Source organism: Verrucomicrobiia bacterium (assembly GCA_035765895.1).
Classification (GTDB): domain Bacteria; phylum Verrucomicrobiota; class Verrucomicrobiia; order Limisphaerales; family DSYF01; genus DSYF01.
In genome coordinates this window covers 1-24055 of sequence record DASTWL010000008.1, presented here as the reverse complement: position 1 = coordinate 24055, position 24055 = coordinate 1, and the positions used below count along the sequence as shown (strand labels likewise).

Annotated in this window: 21 protein-coding genes; 11 read left to right on the top strand and 10 right to left on the bottom strand. The window is 62.4% G+C overall.

Going from position 1 to position 24055, the window contains the following annotated elements; genetic code table 11:
* Window positions 1–187 precede the first annotated feature (187 nt).
* Together VFV96_01370 and VFV96_01365 are read left to right on the top strand one after the other, a co-directional pair.
* Window positions 188–898: a hypothetical protein gene (locus VFV96_01370; protein ID HEU5069044.1), complete on the top strand. Its 711-nt coding sequence runs from the start codon at window positions 188–190 to the stop codon at window positions 896–898.
* A gap of 54 nt (window positions 899–952) precedes the next feature.
* Window positions 953–1282: an FKBP-type peptidyl-prolyl cis-trans isomerase gene (locus VFV96_01365; protein ID HEU5069043.1), complete on the top strand. Its 330-nt coding sequence runs from the start codon at window positions 953–955 to the stop codon at window positions 1280–1282.
* 97 nt (window positions 1283–1379) lie between these two features.
* Here the strand turns inward: VFV96_01365 and cydB are convergent, their stop codons facing one another.
* Together cydB and VFV96_01355 are read right to left on the bottom strand one after the other, a co-directional pair.
* Complete coding sequence (cydB, locus tag VFV96_01360) at window positions 1380–2414, bottom strand: cytochrome d ubiquinol oxidase subunit II (GenBank protein HEU5069042.1); 1035 nt, start codon at window positions 2412–2414, stop codon at window positions 1380–1382.
* Window positions 2411–3775, bottom strand: a complete 1365-nt coding sequence (locus tag VFV96_01355) for a cytochrome ubiquinol oxidase subunit I (GenBank protein HEU5069041.1) — start codon at window positions 3773–3775, stop codon at window positions 2411–2413. The genes cydB and VFV96_01355 overlap by 4 nt, the downstream gene beginning before the upstream one ends.
* A gap of 350 nt (window positions 3776–4125) precedes the next feature.
* Here VFV96_01355 and VFV96_01350 point away from each other — a divergent pair, with 350 nt between their 5' ends.
* From VFV96_01350 to VFV96_01330, 5 genes are all read left to right on the top strand, one after another.
* Complete coding sequence (locus VFV96_01350) at window positions 4126–4491, top strand: RNA-binding protein (protein HEU5069040.1); 366 nt, start codon at window positions 4126–4128, stop codon at window positions 4489–4491.
* A 101-nt stretch (window positions 4492–4592) separates the two neighbouring features.
* Complete coding sequence (locus tag VFV96_01345; GenBank protein HEU5069039.1) at window positions 4593–5288, top strand: pseudouridine synthase; 696 nt, start codon at window positions 4593–4595, stop codon at window positions 5286–5288.
* A gap of 290 nt (window positions 5289–5578) precedes the next feature.
* On the top strand, window positions 5579–7246 hold the full coding sequence (leuA, locus tag VFV96_01340; protein ID HEU5069038.1) for a 2-isopropylmalate synthase: 1668 nt from the start codon (window positions 5579–5581) through the stop codon (window positions 7244–7246).
* A 60-nt stretch (window positions 7247–7306) separates the two neighbouring features.
* Entirely contained in the window at window positions 7307–8203 is an 897-nt protein-coding gene (locus VFV96_01335; protein HEU5069037.1) for a DUF1573 domain-containing protein, read from the top strand.
* 90 nt (window positions 8204–8293) lie between these two features.
* A complete protein-coding gene (locus tag VFV96_01330) occupies window positions 8294–8530 on the top strand; it encodes a hypothetical protein (GenBank protein HEU5069036.1) in 237 nt (78 codons plus the stop codon).
* Between the two features lie 72 nt (window positions 8531–8602).
* On the opposite strand, the gene VFV96_01325 is transcribed toward VFV96_01330, so the two are convergent.
* The 3 genes from VFV96_01325 to VFV96_01315 form a co-directional block, all read right to left on the bottom strand.
* Window positions 8603–11938 (bottom strand): efflux RND transporter permease subunit, encoded by a 3336-nt coding sequence (locus tag VFV96_01325; GenBank protein ID HEU5069035.1) that lies wholly within the window; start codon window positions 11936–11938, stop codon window positions 8603–8605.
* The gene (locus VFV96_01320; protein ID HEU5069034.1) at window positions 11935–12960 is read right to left on the bottom strand and encodes an efflux RND transporter periplasmic adaptor subunit; all 1026 of its coding nucleotides are present in this window, start codon (window positions 12958–12960) and stop codon (window positions 11935–11937) included. Before VFV96_01320 ends, VFV96_01325 begins: the two co-directional genes overlap by 4 nt.
* 204 nt (window positions 12961–13164) lie before the next feature.
* Entirely contained in the window at window positions 13165–13386 is a 222-nt protein-coding gene (locus VFV96_01315; GenBank protein HEU5069033.1) for a DUF2892 domain-containing protein, read from the bottom strand.
* A gap of 161 nt (window positions 13387–13547) precedes the next feature.
* Between VFV96_01315 and VFV96_01310 the strand changes: the two genes are divergently transcribed.
* Window positions 13548–14561 (top strand): PmoA family protein, encoded by a 1014-nt coding sequence (locus tag VFV96_01310; protein HEU5069032.1) that lies wholly within the window; start codon window positions 13548–13550, stop codon window positions 14559–14561.
* Between the two features lie 11 nt (window positions 14562–14572).
* Here the strand turns inward: VFV96_01310 and VFV96_01305 are convergent, their stop codons facing one another.
* On the bottom strand, window positions 14573–14998 hold the full coding sequence (locus tag VFV96_01305; GenBank protein HEU5069031.1) for a DUF5069 domain-containing protein: 426 nt from the start codon (window positions 14996–14998) through the stop codon (window positions 14573–14575).
* A gap of 21 nt (window positions 14999–15019) precedes the next feature.
* On the opposite strand from VFV96_01305, the gene VFV96_01300 reads away from it, so the two are divergent.
* On the top strand, window positions 15020–16531 hold the full coding sequence (locus VFV96_01300; GenBank protein HEU5069030.1) for an NAD(P)/FAD-dependent oxidoreductase: 1512 nt from the start codon (window positions 15020–15022) through the stop codon (window positions 16529–16531).
* Window positions 16532–16550: 19 nt separating this feature from the next.
* Here the strand turns inward: VFV96_01300 and VFV96_01295 are convergent, their stop codons facing one another.
* The 3 genes from VFV96_01295 to VFV96_01285 are packed head-to-tail and all read right to left on the bottom strand — an operon-like array spanning window position 16551 to window position 21554.
* Window positions 16551–19310 carry a response regulator gene (locus VFV96_01295; protein HEU5069029.1) on the bottom strand — a complete coding sequence of 920 codons (2760 nt, stop codon included), beginning with the start codon at window positions 19308–19310 and terminating at the stop codon, window positions 16551–16553.
* 4 nt (window positions 19311–19314) lie between these two features.
* Window positions 19315–19782, bottom strand: coding sequence for a response regulator (locus VFV96_01290; protein ID HEU5069028.1), 468 nt, complete (start codon window positions 19780–19782; stop codon window positions 19315–19317).
* Entirely contained in the window at window positions 19779–21554 is a 1776-nt protein-coding gene (locus tag VFV96_01285) for an ATP-binding protein (GenBank protein ID HEU5069027.1), read from the bottom strand. The genes VFV96_01290 and VFV96_01285 overlap by 4 nt, the downstream gene beginning before the upstream one ends.
* 324 nt (window positions 21555–21878) lie before the next feature.
* On the opposite strand from VFV96_01285, the gene lpxI reads away from it, so the two are divergent.
* Window positions 21879–22700: a UDP-2,3-diacylglucosamine diphosphatase LpxI gene (gene lpxI / locus VFV96_01280; protein ID HEU5069026.1), complete on the top strand. Its 822-nt coding sequence runs from the start codon at window positions 21879–21881 to the stop codon at window positions 22698–22700.
* Between the two features lie 47 nt (window positions 22701–22747).
* Window positions 22748–23254 (top strand): hypothetical protein, encoded by a 507-nt coding sequence (locus tag VFV96_01275; protein ID HEU5069025.1) that lies wholly within the window; start codon window positions 22748–22750, stop codon window positions 23252–23254.
* A 131-nt stretch (window positions 23255–23385) separates the two neighbouring features.
* Here the strand turns inward: VFV96_01275 and VFV96_01270 are convergent, their stop codons facing one another.
* Complete coding sequence (locus VFV96_01270; protein ID HEU5069024.1) at window positions 23386–23736, bottom strand: hypothetical protein; 351 nt, start codon at window positions 23734–23736, stop codon at window positions 23386–23388.
* Between the last annotated feature and the right edge of the window lie 319 nt (window positions 23737–24055).

Genomic DNA, 24055 nt, shown 5'->3' with positions numbered 1-24055 from the left:
CATTTCGGCCGGCAGGTTTGCAACTGAACAACCGCCCGGCTCCACCGGCGGTCAGCACGGGTTCCTTGGCGGGAGCGCGAATTCAGCCCTTCCTGATTTCTTGAGTTTCAAATTTGAAAATATTTTCAGAACCCGGTTGCGATGCGCCGCCGGTTCAGGCAAAACAGCGGCCCGTGTTGGCCGCATCATGAGCAAGAAAACGAAAAATTCATCCAAGCCGAAGAAGAACGACGAAGCCGCGTTGCTGGAACTGCTGAAGCGCGTGCTGCCCAAGGCCGCGCCCGATCCGGAAATCGCCGGACGGATCTACGAGGCGGTGGAGCAGGAGCTGAAGGCCAAGTCCCGCGTCACGGCGTTTGAAAAGTTTTGCGACCGCGTCGAGCTGCCCGATCTGGAGGAGAAATCGATCGATGACGTGCGCCTGCAACTCGCCGCGTCGTTCGGCAACGGTGACATCACCGTCAAGCCCGACCGGAAGGAAAAGGCGCTGGCGGTCGAGGTGGCGCTCCCGGATGGCTCGCAATTCCAGGGCCACATCAAGGTGCGTCCGTTGGGCGAAGACGGCGACGGCGAGCCGGAGGTGACGCTGAAGTTTGTCCCCTTCCCCGTGAGCCTGCCCGGCGATCCGGAACTGGTCTGGCTGCTGGCCAAACGCGAGAATCTTTCCGCCGAGGAAGCCGGCATCGCGGTGGCCAAGGTGGAGGAAGAGTTTTGGGCCTCGAAGCAGGGCCAGAAGCTCCTGCGCGACCGCGTGGAACGGAGCTTCCCGGAATTTGTCGCGCGGGTGCCGGCCGGGATGTTGAGCGAGGCGGGCTTGAAACGACATTACAAGACGCCGGAACCGGTCAAGGTGCTGCGGCCGCTCAAGGCGCAGAAACCGGCCGCCGTCGCGGCCTGAGACGGCGCGGAACCGGACATTGACGCGCGCATCATCGACACACGACACTGACGCATGGCCACGGCACTACAAATCGAAAAACTCACGACCGGCAACGGTCCGGCCGCGCGCCGGGGCGCCGCGGTCACGGTGCATTACACCGGCTGGCTCACCACCGGCGAGAAGTTCGACAGCTCGGTGGACCGCAACGACCCGTTCCAGTTTGTGCTTGGGGCGGGCCAGGTCATTGCGGGCTGGGATCAGGGCGTCGCGACGATGCGCGTGGGTGACAAGGTGAAACTGACGATTCCTGCCCCGCTGGCCTACGGCGAACAGGGCTACCCCGGCTGCATTCCCCCGAACGCGACGTTGATCTTCGAGGTGGAATTGCTCGCGGTGGACTGAAGACGGCCCGCGTTGCCGCGGACGTCCGGAAACGAACAACCTCTCCCGGCTCAAGCTCCGGCCATCCACGACCAGGCAGTTCGAGCCTTCCCCGCATTCAGTAACTCGTTTTGTCGAGCTTCACCTTGCCGCGGAAAATCCAGTAAATGCTCACCGTGTAAGTCAGCACAATCGGCACGCCGATCAGGGCGATCGTCAGCATGATGCCAAGGGTCTTGCGCGAGGAGGCGGCGTTGTAAATGGTCAGGCTGTTGGCCGCGTCGGGGTTGCTCAACACCATGTGCGGGAACATTTCCAGGCCGAACAAGGTCATGAGTGCAATCATGGCCGCACAGGAGGAAAGGAAGGCGTTGAAATCCCGGCCGTGATGAATCTCCCGCGGGATGTTCGCAATGGCGAGCATGTTGGCGAGCGCCACGCTGAACAACCACGGATGCGCCCGCACCCGCGCCGCCATGTGCGGCACGTAGAGCAGCGTGGCCATGGTGGTCACGGCGTAGCAGATGATGAAAAAGATGATGCAGTTGTTGACCCAGCCGCGCACCTTGTCGTGCAGTTCGCCCTCGGTTTTCATCACCACGTAGAGCGCGCCGTGCATCGTGAACAGCGCCACGGTGGTGACGCCCAGCAGTATGGCGTAGGGGTTCAGCAGCCCCAGAAACGTGCCGGCAAACTCACCGTGCGCATCGATGGGAATGCCCCAGGCGATGTTGCCCATGGCGACGCCGATCAGGAAACTGGACAACACGCTGCCCGTCGCAAAGCCGACATCCCACATCTGCCGCCACCAGCGCATCGGCTGTTTGCTGCGAAATTCAATGGCCACGGCGCGAAAAATGAGCGCGACCAGCAACAGCATGAAGGCCAGGTAAAAACCGGAGAACACCGTCGCATACACCGCCGGGAACGCGGCAAAAAGCGCGCCGCCACCGGTCACCAGCCAGACTTCGTTGCCATCCCAGACCGGGCCGATGGCGTTGAGCATGATGCGGCGCTCGTCATCCTTTTTCGTGAACAGATGCAAGGCCCCCACGCCGAGATCAAAACCATCGAGCAGCGCATAACCCGTGAACAGCACGCCCACGAGGACGAACCACACCGCGTTCAAATCGAGCCAGTCAGGGTAATTCATGCCTTGTCCTTCAGCGGCAGGGCCAGCTTGCCGTGCGGTTGCAGGTCCGCCTCATCGGGACCGTGCTGGATTTTGTCGTTCAGCAAATAAACGAACGCGGCAAAAAGCAGCAGGTAAATCAGAGTGAACATGATGAGCGACGTCAGCACGACGTTGGCCTTGACCGCCGCGGACAGGCCGGCGGAGGTGCGCAGCAAGCCATAAACCACCCAGGGCTGCCGGCCGACCTCGGCGGCGAACCAGCCAAACTGGTTGGCCAGCTGCGGGCCGATCACGGAAAGCACCATCAGCCACAGCAGCCAGCGTTGCTGGAACAGGCGGCCCCGCCACCATTGCACCACGCCCAAAACCGCGATGGCCATCAACGCCATGCCGATGGCAATCATGCCGTGATAAAACTGAAACGACGCGTTGACCGGCGGCCGGTCTGCCGGGGCGAATTCGTTCAATCCCTTGATGGGCTGGTCAGAGCCAAGAATCATCCGGCTCATGGGTTTGGGCAGCGCAAGTCCGGCTTCAACGCGCTCCGATTGTTCATCCACCCAGCCGAACAGATACATGGGCATTTCCTGTGTTTCGTAATGCCCCTCGAAGGCCGCCATTTTGGCCGGCTGATTCTCGATGACGCCCATGGCGCTTTCGTGGCCCGTCACGATTTGCAGCACGGATGCCACGAGCGCCATGCCGAGCCCGACCTTGAGCGACTGCCGGGCGAACGCTTCGTGCCGCCGCTTGAGCAGATACCACGCGCTCACGCTGACCACCAGAAACGCCCCCGCCTGCCAGGCCCCGCACAAGGTGTGGGACAACCGGTCCATCGAGGAGGGGTTGAAAACCATCGCCCAAAAGTCAGTGATCTCCGCCCGGGCGCGCAGCCCCTCGCCCACAATGTGGAATCCCGCCGGGGTCTGCTGCCAGGAATTGGCAACGATGATCCAGATGGCGCTGAAATGGGCCCCCAGGCAAACCATGCACGTCGCAAAGAAGTGCACGCCGCGGCTGACCTTGTTCCAGCCGAACAACAGCACCGCCAGAAAACCGGATTCGAGGAAGAACGCGAAAATGCCCTCCGCCGCCAGCGCGCTGCCGAACACGTCCCCAACGTATCGCGAGTAGGTGGCCCAGTTGGTGCCGAACTCGAATTCGAGCACGATGCCCGTCGCCACCCCAATGGCAAACGTCAGCGCAAAAATCTTGGTCCAGAAACGGGCCATCTGATGGTAGATGGTCTGGCCCGTCTTGAGCCACAAGGCCTCCATGATGACGAGGGCCACCCCCAACCCGATGCTCAGGGGCGGATAAAGATAATGAAACGAACAGGTCGCCGCGAACTGGATGCGGGATAACGTCAAAACATCCATCACGCGGGCAGTTTACACGAAGCAAGGGAGTTACGCCAAGCGGCGCCCACAGATAGTCGGTTCGCTGATACGCTGATTAACCCCGCTTTAACGGGGGTTGCCTTGGGCCGAAGTCCCGGCCCGGCGGGCATTTGCGGCCCGCCCAGTGGACAATTTATGGTCGCAAAAAGCTGCGCGAATGGTGCTTGCATTTTTCGGCCGGGCCTGTCAGCGTCAGCCCGTCTGGTAGATAGCTAGTTGCTTCCACGGCATGGTGAATCTTCAAGTGAACTCCGTTCAGTGATGATTTGAAACCCGGCAGTCGGGAACAGTGTGGAGAAAGCAAGGTTAGTCGCCGACAGTAAGATCAAATGAGCACCAAGTTGTTTGTAGGAAATCTTTCCTTCAAAACCACTGAGAACGACCTCCAGGACGCGTTTGCCGCCCACGGCACCGTGCTGGAAACCAACCTGATGATGGACCGCATGACGGGCCGCCCCCGCGGCTTCGGGTTCGTCACCATGAGCACCCCCGAGGAAGCCCAGAAGGCGATTGAAGCCATGCACGGCGCCCAACTCGATGGCCGCCCCTTGACCGTCAACATTGCCCGTCCGCGCGAAGATCGCCCTCCGGGTGGTGGTGGTGGTGGTGGTGGTGGTGGATTCCGTGGCGGTGACCGTGGCCCGCGCCGCGATTTCCGTGGCGGTGGCGGCGGCGAACGCCGCGAACGCTACTAAGCCAAAGCCTTTTCAACCCAAGCGGAGTCTGATTCCTCAGGCTCCGCTTTTTCTTTGTCAATCGCGTTGGCCCGCACCGCCGCCTCTGGTATTCGTCCCGCGTGCAACCGCGCCGCCTCGATCAAATCCTCGCCAACTACGGCTATTGCAGCCGCAGCGAAGCCAAGAGCTGGATTCGCCAGGGCCGCGTCACGGTCCATGGTGAAGCGGTAATCGATGCGAGCCGAAAATTTGCCCCCGACCTCGTGCATGTGGATGGCGAACCGGTGGATTGTCCGGCCGGCATTCTCGCGTTGCTGCACAAACCCGCGGGCTACGTCTGCTCCCACGACGCCGGCGAAGGACCGACGGTTTACGATTTGCTCCCGCCGCGCTGGGGCCGCCGCAACCCGCCCGTGACCACCATCGGCCGGCTCGACAAGGACGCCACCGGCGTCCTGCTGCTGACCGATTGCGGCGAACTGGTGCATCGCTGGACATCGCCCAAGCACAAGGTGGCGAAAGTTTACGAGGTGACGGTCAATGCGGATTTGTCCACGGCCCTCGTGCCGTTGTTCTCCGCCGGAACGCTGCGGCTTGACGGCGAGGACAAGCCCTGTCGGCCCGCGAAATTGGAAATTCTTTCGCCACGTGAGGCCCGGCTCGAACTGACCGAAGGCCGCTACCATCAGGTCAAGCGCATGTTCGGCAGTCAGGGCTGCGAAGTCACCCGCCTTCACCGGAGCCGTTTTGGCGAATTCGAGTTGGGCGATTTGGAGCCCGGCCAATGGCGCTTGCTGTCGTTGCCGGAGGCGTAATCCCACCTGGAGGAGGCAAGCCCCAGGGACTGAATTTGCCAGCCTTTCCACAACGTCCCTCCGCTTTTACATGCGGCATCGCACAAGAATCGCTTTGACTGTCCGGCGTCCGCTGCCTACCTTTCGTCCGCGATGAACAACACGAACCTGCGACTTTCGCTGAACGCGCTGCTGCTGGGCAGCGTGGCAGTCGGGGTCTAGGTTCATCCAAAACGATTTTCCCAAACCCCACTGCCTGATGGCGGTGGGGTTTTTGTTTTGCCTCGCCGCCGACGGCCCAAAACAACACAATGAAAACCGCAATGCACAAGAACCCGTCCGCGAAATACCGACCGTTCCCGCCGGTGGCGTTGCCCGACCGGCAATGGCCCAATCGTGTCCTCACCCACGCGCCCCGCTGGTGCAGCGTGGACCTGCGCGATGGCAACCAGGCCCTGGCCGTGCCGATGAACGTGTCGCAGAAGCTCGAGCTGTTTCACACGCTCGTGAAATGCGGTTTCAAGGAAATTGAAGTCGGGTTCCCCTCCGCCTCGAACACGGAGTTCACCTTCAACCGCCGTCTCATCGAAGAGAAGCGCGCCCCGGACGACGTCTGGTTGCAGGTGCTCGTGCAGGCACGGGAGGATTTGATCGAGCGCACCGTCGAATCGTTGATCGGTGCCAAGAAGGTCATCATCCACCTGTATAACTCGACTTCGCCCGCCCAGCGCCGCGTCGTGTTCGGGAAATCGAAGGACGAAATCAAAGCCATCGCGGTGAAGGGCGCGCAGATGATCAAGGACCGCCTGCCCCGGCTCAAGGGCACCGAGGTCATGCTCCAGTATTCGCCGGAAAGTTTCAGCATGACCGAGGTGGAATTCGCCAAGGAAATATCCGAAGCCGTCATGGACGTGTGGCAGCCCACGCCAGAGCGGAAGATGATTTTGAATTTGCCGGACACCGTCGAGGTCGCCATGCCGAACGTGTATGCCGACCAGATCGAGTGGATGTGCCGCAATCTCAAGAACCGCGATTCGCTCATCATCAGCCTGCACACGCACAACGACCGCAGCACCGGAGTGGCCGCAACCGAGTTGGGCCTGCTTGCCGGCGCCGAGCGCGTCGAGGGCACGCTCTTCGGCAACGGCGAACGCACCGGCAATTTGGACATCGTCACCGTGGCGTTGAACCTTTACATGCACGGCATCGAGCCAAAGCTGGATTTCTCGGATTTGAATGCCGTCGTGGACGTTTACGAGCGTTGCACCGGCATGACCGTGCCGCCGCGCCAGCCTTACGCCGGAGAACTCGTCTTCACCGCCTTCAGCGGCTCGCACCAGGACGCCATCAAGAAGGGCCTGGCCGAATGGGAAAAAGGCGGGCGTTCGCACTGGGATGTGCCGTATCTCACGATTGATCCGGCGGACATCGGCCGCGAATATCGCGAAGTCATCCGCGTGAACAGCCAGTCCGGCAAGGGCGGCGTGGCCTACCTGCTCGAATCCGAATTCGGCGTCGTGCTGCCCAAGGACATGCAGCGGGAGTTTGGCCCCATCGCCAACGACGAAGTGGACCGCCTCGGCCGCGAGGTCCACGGCGCAGAACTCAAGGCGATGTTCTGGCGGGAATACATCGAACGCGATTTTCCGTGGCAGCTCGAAGGGTTTGAAACCGAGAGCCGCAACGGCGTCGTCCGCTGCCGGGCGCGTCTGCTGCGTGATGGCAAGCCAGTGGAGATATCCGGCGAAGGCAACGGTCCGCTCGCCGCCCTCGTGCAGGCGTTCACGGCCGCCGGGACCGCGAAATTTGAGATCGCCAACTATAGTGAACACGCCTTGAGCGCGGGCGAAACCGCTTCCGCCATCGCCTACATCCAGGTGAAGCACGCGGACGGCCGTCTGCGCTGGGGCGCGGGTGTGGACACGAACATCGAGCTGGCATCGATCCGTGCCGTGCTGAGTGCGCTGAATCGGAGTTGACCTGGCCGGGCCCCGTTTGGTGCTGGCGCCAAACGGGGTTATTCGTTAGCTTCAAAAGCCATGCAAAGCTTTCTCTCGAAGGTGCTCGCTGTGGGCCTTCTCGGCACGGCCTGCCTGACGGCCGTCGCGCAAGTTTCTCCGCCGGCGCCCACCGCCGCCCCCGCCCCGCCCGTGGTCCCGTTCCTGCCTCCCGCCGTGCCGCCACCGCCTGCCGCGGCGCCGAATGCCGCGGCGCTGCCCAACGACGTCGTGGCGTGGGACGCCAACGACAAGGCCACGAATGTCACCTTCGGCGAACCGGCCGCCCAATTCACCTTCGCCCTGACCAACGTGTCGAAGGAGCCCGTCACCATCGTGTCGGTGCATACCTCGTGCGGCTGCACAACCGCCCAGCTGCCGCCAATGCCCTGGAAACTGGATCCCGGAGCCAATGGTGAGATTCACATCAACATGAACCTCGCCGGCAAGAGCGGCACGGTCATCAAGTCCATCACCGTGGCCACGGACAAGGGCACCAAGTTTCTGCTGGTGCGGACGATCATTCTCCCGATGCCCAGTTCGGCGTCAACCGCCCCCGGAATGCGCGAGCAAAACATGATGCTGGCCCGGGCGGACCGGCAGGCCGTGTTCAAGGGCGATTGCGCCAGCTGCCATGCCGAACCCGCCAAGAACAAGGAAGGGAAGGAACTTTATGCGGCCGTGTGCGGCGTCTGCCACGAGGCGGAGCACCGCGCCAGCATGGTCCCGGACCTGCACGTCGCCAAAACGGAGCGCAACGAAGATTACTGGCGGAACTGGATCACTCACGGCAAGGAAGGTTCGCTGATGCCGGCGTTTGCCCAGTCGGCGGGGGGCATCCTGACACCCCAACAAATCGACTCCCTTGTGGCTTATCTGTCGAAGGCCATGCCCGCAAAGCCGGTGACCACCCAGGCCGCCGTTCGCCCCCGGAATTGACCGGCCGGGCGCGGACTGCGACATTGCGCCCGGAACTGCGTTCGGGTATGCATGGCCCACGCGTTTGCCCAAAGTGAAGCGCCTAACATGATGAAGAACTCGAAAATTTACCTGACCCTGTCACTGGTGCTGCTCGGCGTCGGCATCATGGCCATTGTGACCCGGCAGGCGGACGCCATGCCGCTGCTGTATGTGCCGCTGCCGGTCGGCGCCGTAATGTTCGGCCTTTTCCTCGTCTCGCGCGTCATCGGCAAGGAAGCCGAACATTTCGCCGAGGAACAGCACCAACTGGAGCAGGCCACCGATTCCCAGGCCCGGAAGCACTGAAGCGTCGCGGCTCCTCGCCCAACACCGTTCCCACGCGGTCATAAGCCGGCATTCAGCTCGCCGCGCCGTTTCTCAGTTTGATTCTACCGTCCCCCGTCCCGGCACGCGGCCGCCTTTCGCATAGGCCATGTAATACAAGATGGGCACCGCCATGCGGCTGATGAAGAGCGACGCCACTTCACCAGCCATCAAGGAAATCGCGAGCCCCTGAAAAATGGGATCCGCCAAAATCACCGCCGCGCCCACCACCACGGCCAGCGCCGTCAATAGCATGGGTCGGAAACGCACCGCCCCCGCATCGACCACCGCCTCGGCCAGCGGCATGCCTTCCCGCAGGCGCAACTCGATGAAATCCACCAGAATGATGGAATTGCGGACCACAATGCCGGCTCCCGCCATGAAACCGATCATGGAGGTGGCGGTGAAGAACGCCCCCATGGCTCCGTGCGCGGGCAGGATGCCCACCAGTGAAAACGGAATGGCCGCCATGACGATCACCGGCGTCAGGAACGAGCGGAACCAGCCCACCATCAGGACGTAGATCAACACCAGCACCGCAGCGAAGGCGGTTCCCAAATCGCGAAACACCTCGATGGTGATGTGCCATTCGCCGTCCCACTTGATGGCCGGCTGGAATTCGGTGAAGGGCTGGACCGCGTTGTAGATTTTCACCGCCGGCACGGAGCCGCCAAATTCACGCGCATCCAACCGGCGCAATGCCTCGTTCATTTTGAGAATGGCATACACGGGACTCTCCACCACTCCGGCCACGTCCCCAATGACATAAGTCACCGGCATCAGATTTTTGTGGTAGATGCTCTTGTCCGCGATGGTGTGTTCGACCTTCACGAGTTCGCGCAACGGCACCAACGGCGCCTGTCCCGTCGCGCCAGGCTCGGGCAGTCCATTGGCGTCGCCCGAACGCACACGGATGGCGAGAAGATCCTCCGGCGTGGACCGCAGGGACCGCGGAAATTCCAGCACCAGATCCACATCCTCCTTCTCGTGCGGTTGATGAACCAGATCAACGGATTCGCCGCCCGCGGCGATGCGCAGCGTTTGCGAAATGGTCTCGGCACTGATGCCGTGCAGGGCCGCCTTTTCCTTGTCGATGACAAAACGCGCTTTGGGCTGATCCGCCTCGATATACCAATCGACATCCACCACGCCGGGCGTTTGCTTGAACACGTCGATCACCTTGCGGGCCAGCGCGTGGCGGGAGGCTTCATCGGGTCCGTAAACCTCAGCCACGAGGGTTTGCAGGACCGGTGGACCGGGCGGCACTTCCGCCACCGCAACACGGGCGCCGTAACGTGCGGCGATGGCCGCGACACGGGGCCGGACCCGTTTGGCAATGTCGTGGCTCTGGGCGCGGCGGTCTTGCTTGTTCACGAGGTTGACCTGCAAATCCGCGATGTTCGCCCCGCGCCGCATGAAGTAGTGCCGCACCAGTCCGTTGAAATTGAATGGCGAAGCCACCCCCACATAAACCTCGTAGTCCGTCACCTCCGGCTCGGTGCGCACCGCCGCGGCAATTGCACGCACCGCTTCCGCCGTGCGTTCGAGCGAACTGCCCTCGGGCATGTTCAGAATCACCTGGAATTCACTTTTGTTGTCGAACGGAAGCATTTTGACTTTGACCCACCCCACGCCGACCAGCGCACACGCCAGCAGCAGCAGCACCGTGATGCCGGCCAGAAACACATGCCGCCACCGGCGCCGCGCGATGAGCGGACCCATCAATTTCCGGTAGAGTCGCGTGAAAAAATCCTCCTCGTGTTCAAAATGCCCGTGCGGCGTCTGCCCTTCGGTGACGCACGCGGCGCCCCCGGTCAGGCAGGAATATTTGCGGCCCCAGCGCAGAATGCGAATCGACGCCCACGGCGTGACGACAAACGCCACCATCAGCGAGAACAACATCGCCGCGCTGGCGCCCACGGGAATCGGCCGCATGTAGGGCCCCATCAAGCCGCCCACAAACGCCATCGGCAACACCGCGGCAATCACCGCAAACGTGGCGAGAATCGTCGGATTCCCAACTTCACCGACGGCCTCCACCGCAATGCTGCTCCACGTGCGCCCCCGGTTGTGCGGCAGATGAAAATGCCGGACGATGTTCTCCACCACCACGATCGCATCGTCCACCAGGATGCCGATGCTGAAAATGAGCGCGAACAGAGTAATGCGGTTGAGCGTAAAGCCTTCGAGATAGAAAACGAGCAGCGTGAGCGCCAGTGTCGCCGGAATGGCGATGCCCACGATGCCCGCTTCGCGCCAGCCCAGCGTCAACCAGATGAGGACCATCACGCCCACCACGGCGATGCCCATGTGCAGCAGCAATTCGTTGGATTTATCCGCCGCGGTTTCGCCGTAATTGCGCGTCACCGTGATGAGCACATCCGCGGGAATGATCCGCCCCTTCAGGGTATCCACCTTTTTCAACACCGCGTGTGCCACGGAAATCGCGTTGGCACCGGGCCGCTTTGCGATGCTCAAAGTCACCGCTGGCTGTTCTCCGGCCGCTTGGGCAACGGCCGCGCCCTGCCCGAAAAAGACATACTGACCCGGCTCCTCCGCCCCATCAACGACGGTCGCCACCTCCCGCAGGTAAACCGGCCGCCCGCCGAACACGCCCACCACCACGTTGCCCACATCGGCCGCGCTCGTTAGAAAGGCGCCGGTCTCGACAGCCACCTCGTGGTTGTCGCTGGTCAACTCGCCCGCCGCCAGCTGACGATTGGCCTGTTGCAACATCGGCACGATGCCCGCGGGGCTCAGCCCGCGGGACGCCAGCTTGATGGGATCCAGTTGCACGCGCACCTGCCGCCGCGCGCCGCCGATCAACGTCGTCTCCGCAACCTGCGGCACCTGCTTGACCGCGTCGTCCACCTGCGCCACCAGCCGGCGCAGGGTGAGATGGTCATAGCGGGCGCTGTGAAAAGTGAGCGCGAGGATGGGCACATCGTCGATGGATCGCGGCTTGATGAGCGGCTGGGACACCCCGTGCGGAATACGGTCGTAGTTCATTTGCAGCTTCTGGTTCAACTTTACCAGGCTGCGTTCCATGTCCTCCCCCACCTTGAAGCGCACAATGGCCAGCGACTGGCCTTCGCTCGACGTGGAATAGATGTATTCGACGCCGGGAATCTCCCAGAGCAGCTTCTCCATGGGGCGGGTGACGCGTTCCTCAACCTCCTTGGCGCCGGAGCCCGGCATCGAGACGAGAACATCAATCATCGGCACCTTGATCTGCGGCTCCTCCTCACGGGGCAGGAGCAGAATGGCGCCCACGCCCAGCAACACGGACGTGATGACAATAAGCGGCGTCAGCTTGGAGTTGACGAACAGCCGGGCGATGCGTCCGGCAATCCCCGGCCCGCCGCCTTCGTTCTGCCGGGGTTCGCTCATGGTTTCTCCCGCAACGGTTGGCCATCCTGCAATCCGGCCGCGCCTTCGGCCACCACGCGCTCGCCGTCGTCGAGTCCCGAGACAATCTCCACGTCACCTCCCGTCCGGCGGCCGGTTTTAATCAAGCGCAGTTGCGCCATGTGATCGTGATCCACCACCACCATTTCCATCTGCCCGCGCACGATGACGGCGTTGGTCGGGAGCCGCAACGCGTTGCGCTCGCCCAACGGCACGGCCACCCGCACGAACTGGCCGAGGCGAAGATCTGATCCCGCCGGCAAATCCAGTTTCACCAAAAAGGTCCGGCTGGCGGGATCGGCGGCGGGCGCCACTTCGCTGATGGTCCCGCTAATCGGGCGGTGGGCCTCGGCGGCCGACACTGGCAGCCTGGCGCCAAGCTTGATGAAGTTAATCAGCCCCTCGGGCACATTGGCTTCCACGCGCAGCGCCACGGGATCTTCCAGTTCCACAATGCCCCGCCCTACCGCCGCCAGATCGCCCACGTCGGCGATCTTGCGGGTGATCACGCCGTCAAACGGCGCGACGACCCGCGCGTAGCCCAGCATGGTTTCCGCTTCGTCCACCGCGGCCTTGGCCACGCGTTGCCGCGCCTCGGCCGCATCGTATTCGGCCTTGGTTAGCACGTTCTGCTTGATCAACGCGGTGAAGCGCTCCAAATCACGGTTCGCCTGCTCCAGCGTCGCGCGCGCCTGGTCCAGCCGGGCCTGCACCTCGCGCACATCCAGCTGCGCAATCAAGTCACCCTTCCTGACCAACTGCCCCGCGCTCACCGCCAATTCCTCGATGCGCCCGCCCACCCGCGCTTCGATGACTGCCCGGGTCTTGGAGCGGACGGTGCCCACGACCTCTTCAATGGCCGGCGAAGGAGTGGTTTTCGCCACGATCATGCTCACCGTCGCCGGCGGGAGCGATGCGGCATCTGCCGGAGTTGGCCGATGATCGCAGCCGGCCGCGGCCAGCAAGCCGATGGCCAGCATGGCGTGGAGTTCTTTGACAGTCATAAGCATTGCAAACAGGTCATGATTCTGGTTGAGGATATCCTCGGTGGAGGGATTCAGGACCGTTGGTGATGGCCGGCGCACCCGCGCCGGGCTGAACGTGTGCCGAACGGGCGTTGGCGCCAGCAGGAGTTCACACCTACGGACTTTATCGCCCCCCGCATCTCGTTCTGCCCCCCGAACGCATTGGCTCCCCACCCTGCACCATCACGAGGAGGTGGATGCGCAACAGGACGTGCCGGATTTCCCAATGCCCAGGCGGGCAAAGATTTTTTCCGCCGGGCAGAATCCGGTGAACGCGGATTGAATCAGATTGCAGCCGACAAACGCGGCCAGCAGCAACCACCACTCGCTCACCCAATGCGCCAGGCTGATGCTGATCAGCACCATCGTTCCCGCCATAATGCGGATGGCATTTTCCATTTTCATAGTCTCGTCACAGTTTTTTTGCCCGGCCAACGGCAACCGGGCGCCGCTTCGTTAATTACTGTATAGGCATATAGTTAATTTGCAAGCGTCCTCGCACCCCCATCCACGTGGCCCGCTTGGGGCTTGTCATTCGGACCTTCGCCGGCATTCTTCGGCGCGTCATGCGCAGACTGATGTCATTGCTCAAGCCGGACGGCCGATTCGTCCTCCTGACGGCCCTGTGCCTGTCGGCGGGTTTCATGGGGTGCGTGACCCTGGAACCGTCGCCGGTCACCGGCGTCCAGATCAGTTCCCAGGCGGGCAAGCTGAGCGTGTCCATCGACGGTCTTCCCTTCACCGAATATCGCTTCAACGGCGTGCCCAAGCCCTGCCTGTATCCCTTGACCGGTCCGACCGGCGACGGGATGACGCGCAATTATCCCTTCAACAATCCCCCCGGCGAGGAGCACGACCATCCGCATCATCGCTCGGTGTGGTTTGGACATGGATCGGTGAACGGGGTGGATTTCTGGACGGAGTCATCCGGCACCGGGCGCATTGTGCATGACAAGTTCACCGCCATCCGTGGCGGTCAAAACAAGGGCATCATTGCCAGTCACAACCGTTGGGTGCGTCCCGACGGCCAGGTGGTCTGCACTGACGATCGCACGCTGACCTTCTACAAAACCCCGGCGACCGTGCGAATGTTTGATGTGGAAATTACCCTGCACGCCGATCATGGCGACCTCGTGTTGGGTGACACCAAGGAGGGCACGATGGCAATCCGGGTGGCGGAATCCATGCGGGTCACCCGCGCGGATGGCAGCCGCAACCCCTCGGCACACATCGTCAACAGCGAAGGCGTGCGCGACCTCGAAGCCTGGGGCAAGCGCGCCCGCTGGTGTGACTATTCCGGGCTGGTCAATGGCCGGCCAGCCGGCATTGCCATCTTCGATCATCCACAAAATCCGCGCTTCCCGACCTGGTGGATGGTTCGCGATTACGGCCTGTTCGCGGCCAATCCCTTCGGCCAGCACGCGTTTGAGAAACTTTCCGATGCGCACGTCGGCGATCTGAAGATTGCCGCGGGTGGCAGCGTCACCTTCCGCTACCGCGTCCTCCTCCACACGGGCACCGCCGACCAGGCCGGCCTCGCCGAACGTTACCGGGAATTCGTTGGCAACGGTGGCGAGTAGCCGCCGTCAGCTCAAATCCGCTTCTCGTCGGCGTCGATCAGATCGACGAACGTTTTTACGTCCTCACGGTAGCCGATGCCAGCCTGCTCCTTGCGCAACTTCAGCCGGTCTTGCGCCGCGACGTCGTCAGGTTTGGGACGCGAAAGAATGTCGTCACGATGCGCGGCCTTTTCCGCAAACGAACGCTTCACGTTCTGCCGGACCCAGTCGCACACCTGGCCATCGGTGAGGGTCTGCTTCACGACGGCGATGAACTGCTCATGCGTAAGGCCCGCCGCCGCGAGCCACATGCCGTCGAAGCCCTTGCCGAAATTGGCCTGGTAGTCCGGATGCAGTTTGCCCGCCAGGTGCAGGCGAACCTTGTCCACGTAACGCGGCAGGTGCATCCAGCCATCCATCGTCTCGCGCGGGCTGCGGGGAAAAACAATGTCGTTCATCGGCGGAAAGATTTTCGAGGCATGCCGCAAAGTCAATCACCACACGCGCCCCTTGCCACGGCCGCCTACGTCTCCCATCTTGGCCGCATGCGTGCAACGCAACGGAGACATGATTACGACGTGGCCATATTGGGCGCGGGCAGCGGCGGCTTTGCGGCGGCCCGCACGGCGGCGGCGGCCGGGTTGAAAACGGTGGTCATCGAAGGCGGCGCCGAAGTGGGCGGATTGTGCATCCTGCGCGGCTGCATGCCGTCCAAAGCCCTGCTCTACGCCGCCGAAGTGCTGCATCTCGCCCGCCACGCCCGCACGTGGGGGCTGCGCGTGCCACGGGCGGGCTTCGATTTCGCGCAGGTCATGGCGCGCAAGGACCGGATGATCGAGGACTTCGCGAGCCATCGCCGGCAGCAACTGGCCAATGCCCGGTTCAAATTCCTCCGCGCCCGCGCCCGCTTCCTCGATCCACACACGCTGACCTTGAGTCCGGTGCAGGCGTTGGGGGAAGGGGTGAAGCGGGGCTCTTCCCGCACGTTGCATGCGCGGCACTTCGTCATCGCCACCGGCTCGACAGTTTCGGCGCCGCCCCTGCCCCAGCTGGGCGAGGTGGGCTGCCTCACCAGCGACGACATGTTGACGCTCAAGAAGCTGCCGCGCTCAGTCATCGTGCTCGGCGGCGGCGCGATTGCGTGCGAACTCGCCCAGTTTCTGGCCCGTTTCGAGGTGAAGGTGACAATGATTCAGCGCAGCCCGCACATTTTGCGCGAATTTGATCCCGATACCGCCGCCGCGGTGGAGACGGCGCTGCGACGCGACGGCATTCAACTCTTCACCGACACGCAGTTGCTGGACGCCCGCCGCGAGCGCCGCGGCAAAACGGTGACTTTTGCCCACGCGGGCAAAAGGATGCGGGTCAAAGCGGACGAAATTCTGTTTGCCCTCGGTCGCACGCCCAACACCGCCGGGCTCGGTCTGGGCGACGCCGGCGTTAAGCTCGACGGTGCCCGCGTCATCACCAACGAGTGCATGCAGACAAGCGTGCCGCACATCTTTGCGGCCGGCGATTGCACCGGGCCGCATGAAATCGTGCACATCGCCATCCAACAGGGGGAGATCGCCGCACATAATATCGCCCGGCCACTCAAGCCCAGGAAGACCGATTACCGGCTGCTGACGAGCGTGGTATTCACCGACCCACAAGTCGCCATCGTCGGCCTGACGGAGAAGACGGCCGCCGCCGCGGGGGTGCCCTGCCTCACGGCCAGCTATCCCTTCAACGACCACGGCAAGTCACTCATCATGGAAGCACTGGATGGTTTTGTGAAGTTGCTCGCCAATCCGCGCACGGGAGAAATTCTGGGCGGCGCCTGCGTCGGCCCCGCCGGCGGCGAACTGATCCACGAAATCACGGCCGCCATGGCCAAACGCATGACCGTTCACGAGCTGGCGGCGATGCCGCATTACCACCCGACCCTGGCCGAGATCTGGACCTATCCGGCCGAGGAACTCGCGGAGAAAATTCCCGTCCGACGCCGCTGATGCCGGCCGGGACGGGACATCATGTTGCGGGCACCATCGCCGCGCCATCCAGGCAGGCGCGGACCATGGCGGCGAGTTCCGGAGGACGATAGGGCTTGGAGAGAAACAAGCCGTCGAGCTTGTCGGCGTCGCCGGTAATCAGATCCGCGCTGTAGCCGCTGGTGTAGATGACTTTCAGATCAGGCTTGCGCTTGCGCAACATGATGGCGAGTTCGCGACCGTTCATGCCGTCCGGCATGACCATGTCCGTGAGCAGCAGATCAATCCGGCCGTCCGCCTCGTCCCACATCTTCAGCGCATGCACGCCGCTGGCGGCTTCGACTATCTTGTAGTCGTAACCGATGAGAATCTCGCGGACCATTTCCCGCAGGTCCGGCTCGTCCTCGACCAGCAGGATGGTTTCCTGGCCGCCTTTGACTTCGTGCGTGAGGAAGGTGGTTTCGCCGCCGGGCTGCGCCACGCCGTCATACACGGGCAGGTAGATGTTGAACGTGGTGCCGACCCATTCCTTGCTGGTGACTTCGATCCAGCCGGCGTGCTGGTTGACGATGCCGTAAACGGTTGCCAACCCCAGCCCGGTGCCCTTCCCCACCTCCTTGGTCGAGAAAAACGGTTCAAAAATGCGGCTGAGCGTTTCGGCGTTCATGCCGCATCCGGTGTCGTTGACACGCAGGCACAGGAACTCGCCGGGCCGGGCGTTCGGATGCTGTCGGGCGGCTTCGTCCGAAACAGTCACCACCGCGGTGCTCAGGCTGAGGAGCCCGCCCTGGGGCATCGCGTCACGGGCGTTCACGGCGAGGTTCATGATGATCTGTTCAATCATGCCCGCGTCGGCTTCGGTGTTGGGCAGTCCGTCGGCATACTCGACCTTCAAACGGATGTCCTCACCCAGCAGGCGTGCGAGCATCGACGTCATGTTCCGGATCAGCGAATTCAAATCCAGAACCTTGGGTTGGATGACCTGGCGACGGCTGAAAGCCAGCAACTGCCGCGTCAGATTGGCCGCGCGCTTGGCCGCGTCGGCGATCTGGCGGACCTGGTGTGTCACGGAGGCGTCGTCCTTGCACTGGGTCAGCAACCGGTCCGAGTAACCCTGGATGACGGTGAGAATGTTGTTGAAGTCGTGCGCGACGCCGGCGGCCAGCTGCCCCACCGATTCGAGCTTCTGGGCGTGACGGAACTGGGCCTCCAAGTTGACGATGTCCGTCACGTCGGCGCCGTAGCAATGCACCACGTCGTTCGCCGGCACGGGGAAGAAGGACCAGGTCAACGTGCGCCCGGCAAGGTTGACCTGTTCGCGGTAATGATTCTGCCCCGAGGCGAGGCAGCTTTTGATGATGTCGCCGAAGCCCGGCGGCAGAATGGACGCAAGCGTGAGCTGGCCGAGTGATTCGACCATTTTCCGGGCGGCGTCGTTGGCGTAACTCAGCGAACCATCCCGAAAGAACTCGAGCACGGGATTGGGATTGACCCGCGGAAACGCGGCCAGCTTTTGAATCTGCAGTTCGGCCTGTTTGCGGGCCGTGATGTCGTTCAGGCTGCCGGACGTGCCCAGCAACGCGCCGTCGTGGCCCAGCCGCACCCGGGTATAGACTTCGAGCCAGCGGGTCTGGCCGTCCTTGGTCAGGAACCGCGCCTCGTAACGGCAATACTCCATGCGGCGCTCGACGAGCTGCAGGAAAATGTGGCGGTTCTCCTCGCGGTCATCATGGTGCAGGTAATCGATGAAAAACGTGCCCAGCGATTCGGCCACGGAAAAGCCGGTGACCTCGGCCCAGGCCGGATTCAAAAACGTCCAGTGCCCGAATTCATCCGTCTGGAAGATGACCTCGCGAATGGACTCCACCACCGCGCGATACTTGCCTTCACTGTCGGTGAGCGCCTCGTTGAACCGCTTGCGGTCGATGGCCAGGGCGACGCCATGCGCCACCGAGCCCAGTTCCTGCAGGATGGTTTCCGCCAGCGGCTGATCGGAAAAAAGTGACATCAACCCGACAAACCGATCCTCCAGCCGCAGGGGCAGCGCGGCGAAGGAAACGAGATTGTGGCGCGCCACCCATTCCGGATCGGCCAGGGTTTGACCGGCGTGCAGGTCCTTCACGAAGACGGCTTTGCCCTGCGCCAGTCCGGGCAGGTCCAGCGTCAGCGCCGGTGGCGGCGCGGCATCCGGCCCGGTCAGTGCGGGACCAAAGGCCGCCACCGGCTGCAATTGTTTCTGCTGCGCGTGGTAAACCCAGACCTGCGCCAGGGAGGCGTTCAAGAATTGCACCATCGCCTTGGCACAGTCAGTCAACATTTCGGGCAGCGTGGCGGAACCGGTCAACGCCAGCCCCACGTCGGCGCCGAACGCGGAAAGGCGGGCCTGGTCAAATGCCGCCTGGGCCGCCGCGCGTTTGCGTTCGATGGCGTAACGAATCGAACGCTCGAGCTGGCTCGCATTCAGGCCGCTCTTGACCAGATAGTCGGCCGCGCCGGCCTTCATCGCCGCCACATCCACTTCATGTTCCCCCATGCCGGTCAGGAGAATGATGGGCGATTGACAGCCGCCAGCGATGGCCTTGCTCATGAGTTCGAGTCCGTCGTGCGCGCCCAGCCGGTAATCCAGCAGGCAGACGTCGTGCCGGTTTTCGGTCATGGCACGCAACCCGGCCTCGTAGGTCCGCACCCAATCGAGCGTGAAGGCGCGCCCTTTGAGATCGGCGATCAGCCCCTGCGTGATGATGTAGTCGTCCTCGTCGTCCTCCACCAACAGAAGTTTGATATGCGGTATTTCGGTCATGGTTTCAGCGGCACGACATTGACGGCAGTTCCACGATGCCCAGCCAGTAGCGGGACATGACGTCCAGGGTGTTGACGAGCGCGTCGTAGGCCACCGGCTTGGTGACAAAGGAATTCGCGCCCAGATCGTAAATCAGGGAAATGTCCGTGTCCGCCTTGGAAGTGGTGAAGACAACCACGGGAATGCGCCGCAATTCGGGATGGGCGCGGATTTCCCGCAGCGCCTCCCGGCCGTCTTTGCGCGGCATGTTCAGGTCGAGCAGGATCAAATCGGGCCGGGGACTGCTGGCGTGATCGGTGAACTTCCCCCGACGCACCAGGTAATCCATGAGTTCCTCGCCGTCATCGACAAAGCGCACCCGCTCGGCGAGCCGATGCTCGGGATGACACTCGGCAAGGGCGTCCTTGACGAGCAAACGATCGTCGGGATCGTCGTCCGCCATCAGAATCATCAACTGCTTGGAAATGGTCATTCGTCGCCCTTGGTTTTCGCCACGGCGCTGGCCGGCAGCGTGACAATGAAAGTCGCGCCTTCGCCAGGCTTGCTGTGGGCCGTGATGCGGCCGCCATGCCGGTCCACGATCCGGCGGCAGACCGCCAGCCCGATGCCGGTGCCTTCGTATTCCTGACGCCCGTGCAGGCGCTGGAACACCGCAAAAATGCGATCGAGATATTTTTCATCGAACCCGATGCCGTTGTCCTTGACGGTGAGTTCACAGTAAGTTGTCCCGGCGGAGTGACTGGGTGCCTCGGAGCCCACCGGCCCCTTCGCGTCCAGCGGCGCGGGAATCATGCGCGCCGACACCTCCACCACGGGTGATTTGCCGGGCGCATGAAACTTGAGGGCGTTCCCGATGAGATTCAACAGCAGTTGCCGCATCTGGGGCGCATCGGCCTCGATGGTGGGCAGGTCGCCCAGTTCAATCTTCGCCCCGGATTTTTCGATGCGCACTTCGAGATCGCCGATGACTTCCTGCGTCACGCGCTTGAGATCGACAGGCACAAATGGTTCGTTGCGGCTAATGACGCGCGAGAACGTGAGCAGGTCGTAAATCAGCGTCTGCATGCGGGCCGCCGCGTTTTGCATCCGGTCCAGATAATCCCGGCCATCCTGCAGGTTCACCGCGTCGCACTTGGCCTTGAGGCGGTCGCCAAACGCCTGAATCTTCCGCAACGGCTCCTGCAAGTCGTGGGAGGCCACGAAGGCGAACTGCTCCAGTTCGGCGTTGGAACGCGCCAGCTCCGCCGCCTTTTGGGCAAGGCTTTCCTCGGAGCGTTTGCGTTCAGTGATGTCCTTGAACATGAGCACTTCGCCGATGATGCGCTCGTTTTCCCGGATGGGTGTGCGGACGTATTCCGCCGTGAAGCGGGTCTGGTCGGTGCGGGTGACGGTCACCACCGAGGGTTGGTTGCCCTCGCCTGCCCCGGCCGCATTGCCGCCGGGCACGAGGTGCGGGAAAACGGTTTGCGCCGTTTTGCCCACCAGCTCGGAAACCTTGGTGCCCAGCATTTTGGCCGCGGCCGGGTTGGCGAAAGTCACCTTGCCCTCGCCGTCCAGACCGCAGATGCCTTCGCCGGCCGAATTCAAAATCAATTCATAGGCGCGCTGAAGTTTTTGCAACTGCTGGGTGCGGGCCTGCACGTGCAATTCGAGCACGTCCTTGGAGCGCACCAGTTCGCGCCGTTGATGGGAGAACACCTCCTCGGCAACCTTCAAGCGGTTCATCTCCTCCTGCAACTGTGTGTGCGACTTCGCGAGCGTGGCGAGTTTCGCCTGCAGGTCGAACTGCTGTTCCTTGAGTCCGATCTCGACCTTGCGTTTTTCACCGAGCTGCGTTTTCAAATCGCGCACCAATTCGGACCACCGGGCGCTGCGCTCGTCCCATTCGCCCTCCCACTCGCGCCGGGCCCGCTTCAAGGCCGCCGCCGCCAGCGCGATCAGAACCACCCCGATGCCCGCGGTGAACAAGGTGGCACTGAGCTGCCAGTCGCTGAGATCCTGAATTCGCCGGTGGATATCCTGGTCCACCTTGGCCGTGCTGCCGACCAGGCCGGGCTGGGACAAAAGTTTCGCCACCTCCACATGCAGCGAGTAACCGCCCACCAGGGTGACGACCACCAGCAACGCGAGCAGCGCCACGGAAATGCCCGGCAAAGACACGCTGGGCCGGCCCGTCAAGGCGGGCTCGGAACTTTCCACGTCATCCGGACTATTGATCAAAGTTGCTTGACTGATTTCGCTCATGGCGATGCTGGAGCCTGAGACCACGGCGGCAGAATCACAGCCGACCGGCTGATTCTCAAAACCGCGCTTGATTCTGCGCAGCAACCCTCAAGCCATGGTAAGTCAGCGGTGCAAAATTGGTTGCCGCCTGCCTGCCCCGCGCTTTTGGCTGCATCTCACCGGTTTACAACCGGCCGGCTTTGGCCCTATTTTAGACGGCCTTTGCACCGCTGCGAGACAGCGGCGGAATAAACCGCGCCGGCCGGCGGGCTCTTCCGAACGTGGCGGCGGCCGGCCATGCCCGGTTTTGCAACAGTTGGTTGAATCGTGCCCCATTTCGAGCTTATGAACCAGCCCCCCGAATCGCTCGGCCTCATCGCCGGCAACCGCTCCCTGCCGCTGGCCCTGGCCCGCGGCGCACGGCAGGCCGGGGTCAAACGGCTGGTGGCCGTGGCCTTTGAAGGGGAAACCGATCCCGCGCTGGCCGAATTGGTGGACGACATCGTGTGGCTTCGCGTTGGGCAGTTGTCGAAGATGATCCGGGCATTCACGGACCGGGGCGTCCGCCAGTGCGTCATGGCCGGCCAAATCGCGCCGAAGAACCTTTACGACCTGCGGCCCGATCTGCGCGCCGTCGCCCTGCTGTTCAAGCTGAAGGAGAAGAACGCCCACACCATTTTTGCGGCCATTGGCGAGGAACTGAAGAAAGACGGCGTGGAACTGGTGGAAGCCACGCCGTGGTTGCGTTCCCTCATGCCCGGTTCCGGCTTCACGCTCGGCCCCCGGCTCACGGCTGAACATGCGGACGACGTGCAATTTGGCCTGCGCATTGCGAAGGAAGTTTCCCGGCTGGAAATCGGCCAGACGGTCGTCGTCAAACGCGGCACGGTGCTGGCCGTCGAGGGCTTTGAAGGCACCGACCGCTGTCTCGCCCGCGGCGGCGAACTGGCGGGCCAGGACGGCGGCGCCGTGGCGGTCAAGGTGGCCAAGGAACACCACGACATGCGCTTCGACATTCCCTGCCTCGGCCCCGAGACGCTGGAAACCTGCGCCCGGGCCGGTGTGGCCGTGCTGGCCTTTGAAGCTGGCCGGTCCCTGCTTCTGGAACAAGAGGCTTGCGAGGCACTGGCCCAAAAAAATAAGCTCTCCGTCCTGACTGTGGGCTGACTGTCGCGCGCCCACCCGGGACACCGAACTGAGATTTTGAATTTACGATGCTGACCTCACACGAACTGCTGGGTTTCATGTCGCCCTCACTGGCGAATGACATCCTGAACTGGACCTACGAAGCGGAACGGTCCACCTACAAGGCCACGCTGCAAGCCGTGGCCGAAGCCCGCCGGTTGCGCCCGGTCTTTCTCGAACGGCAGGCGCGCCCGCAACGCCACGCCACCATGGTCGCGGCCTTGAACCGGCCGAACCTCGAAATGGTCGCCGGCACGCTGCTCCGCACGTGGCTCATCAAGAAATACAAGGACATGCTGGTGGACTTCCTGAACTCGCTCGGCATCGCCCACGAGGACGGCGTCGTCGAGAACCTGCCCGAAACCATGGAGGACGCAAAGTTGAAGGTCGCCGTGGAACTGCTGCTCGGCAAGTATCCGCACGAGGTGGTGGCAGTTTACCTGAATGCCTTCAACGACATGAACGAGGCCAACTGGTCCAACTTGAAGACCCTGCTCGAAGAGGATGCACGGCTCCAGCTGGGGCAAAATGGCTGAGCGGCACAGTTGGCGTTGGCTTTCGTTGCGCAGCGGAACACGTCTTCATTTCGCAGGTTCGCCGGTGTTCAACGGACGGCTTCCGCGGGCAAAGGAAATTCGGGTTCCCTGCCCGGCGACGTAGCCGTGCGTCATGAACGATTGTTCTCTGTTCTCTGCAATTTTGCCAATTCCTTCTCAAGGGGCGTTACATCTTCTGGAGTTTTTGCCCGACGCTGCCACTTTTCATATCCACAACGGATTACGTGGAGCCCACGAGAAGTCAGATCAGCAGATTCTAGGACGAAGTCCTTATCAACTTGTCCTTCGGCGTTTGTAAGCCGCCGAGTCGCCAAACCATTCCGGTCCAAGAACGATGCAAGTGCCGACAGTCTTCTAATAACAATTTCCGGGCCGTGAAAATCCTCTCCCGCGGCTGACAGTCGATTCTCAATGCTTTGTTCAGCCTCAAAGCTAGTAATCCAAAATGATTTATCCGCCATAACAATTACGGTTGTCTTCTAACCTCAGAAGTGCCTTGAACGGGCACGAGATTTCCAGTTTCTCGATCACGGATGACTCATCAAGTTGGAGTAGGCTGTGCTTTCGCTTGGTTCAACAGCCGAGAAGCCAATTCAGCGTTTAATCTCTTGGCATGGCTGCTGCCTTGGTTGGCGTGTGCCGTTCACAACTGCGTTCCCCAGCCGTCATACATAGTCGGTCCTGAAAAATGGTTTTAAGATGTGGCTGACAATGGCCGTGTCTGGCTGATGGCAAGGAGGTGGATCCACTGAAGCCAAAAAAGAGCGGCCGCCCGGAGCC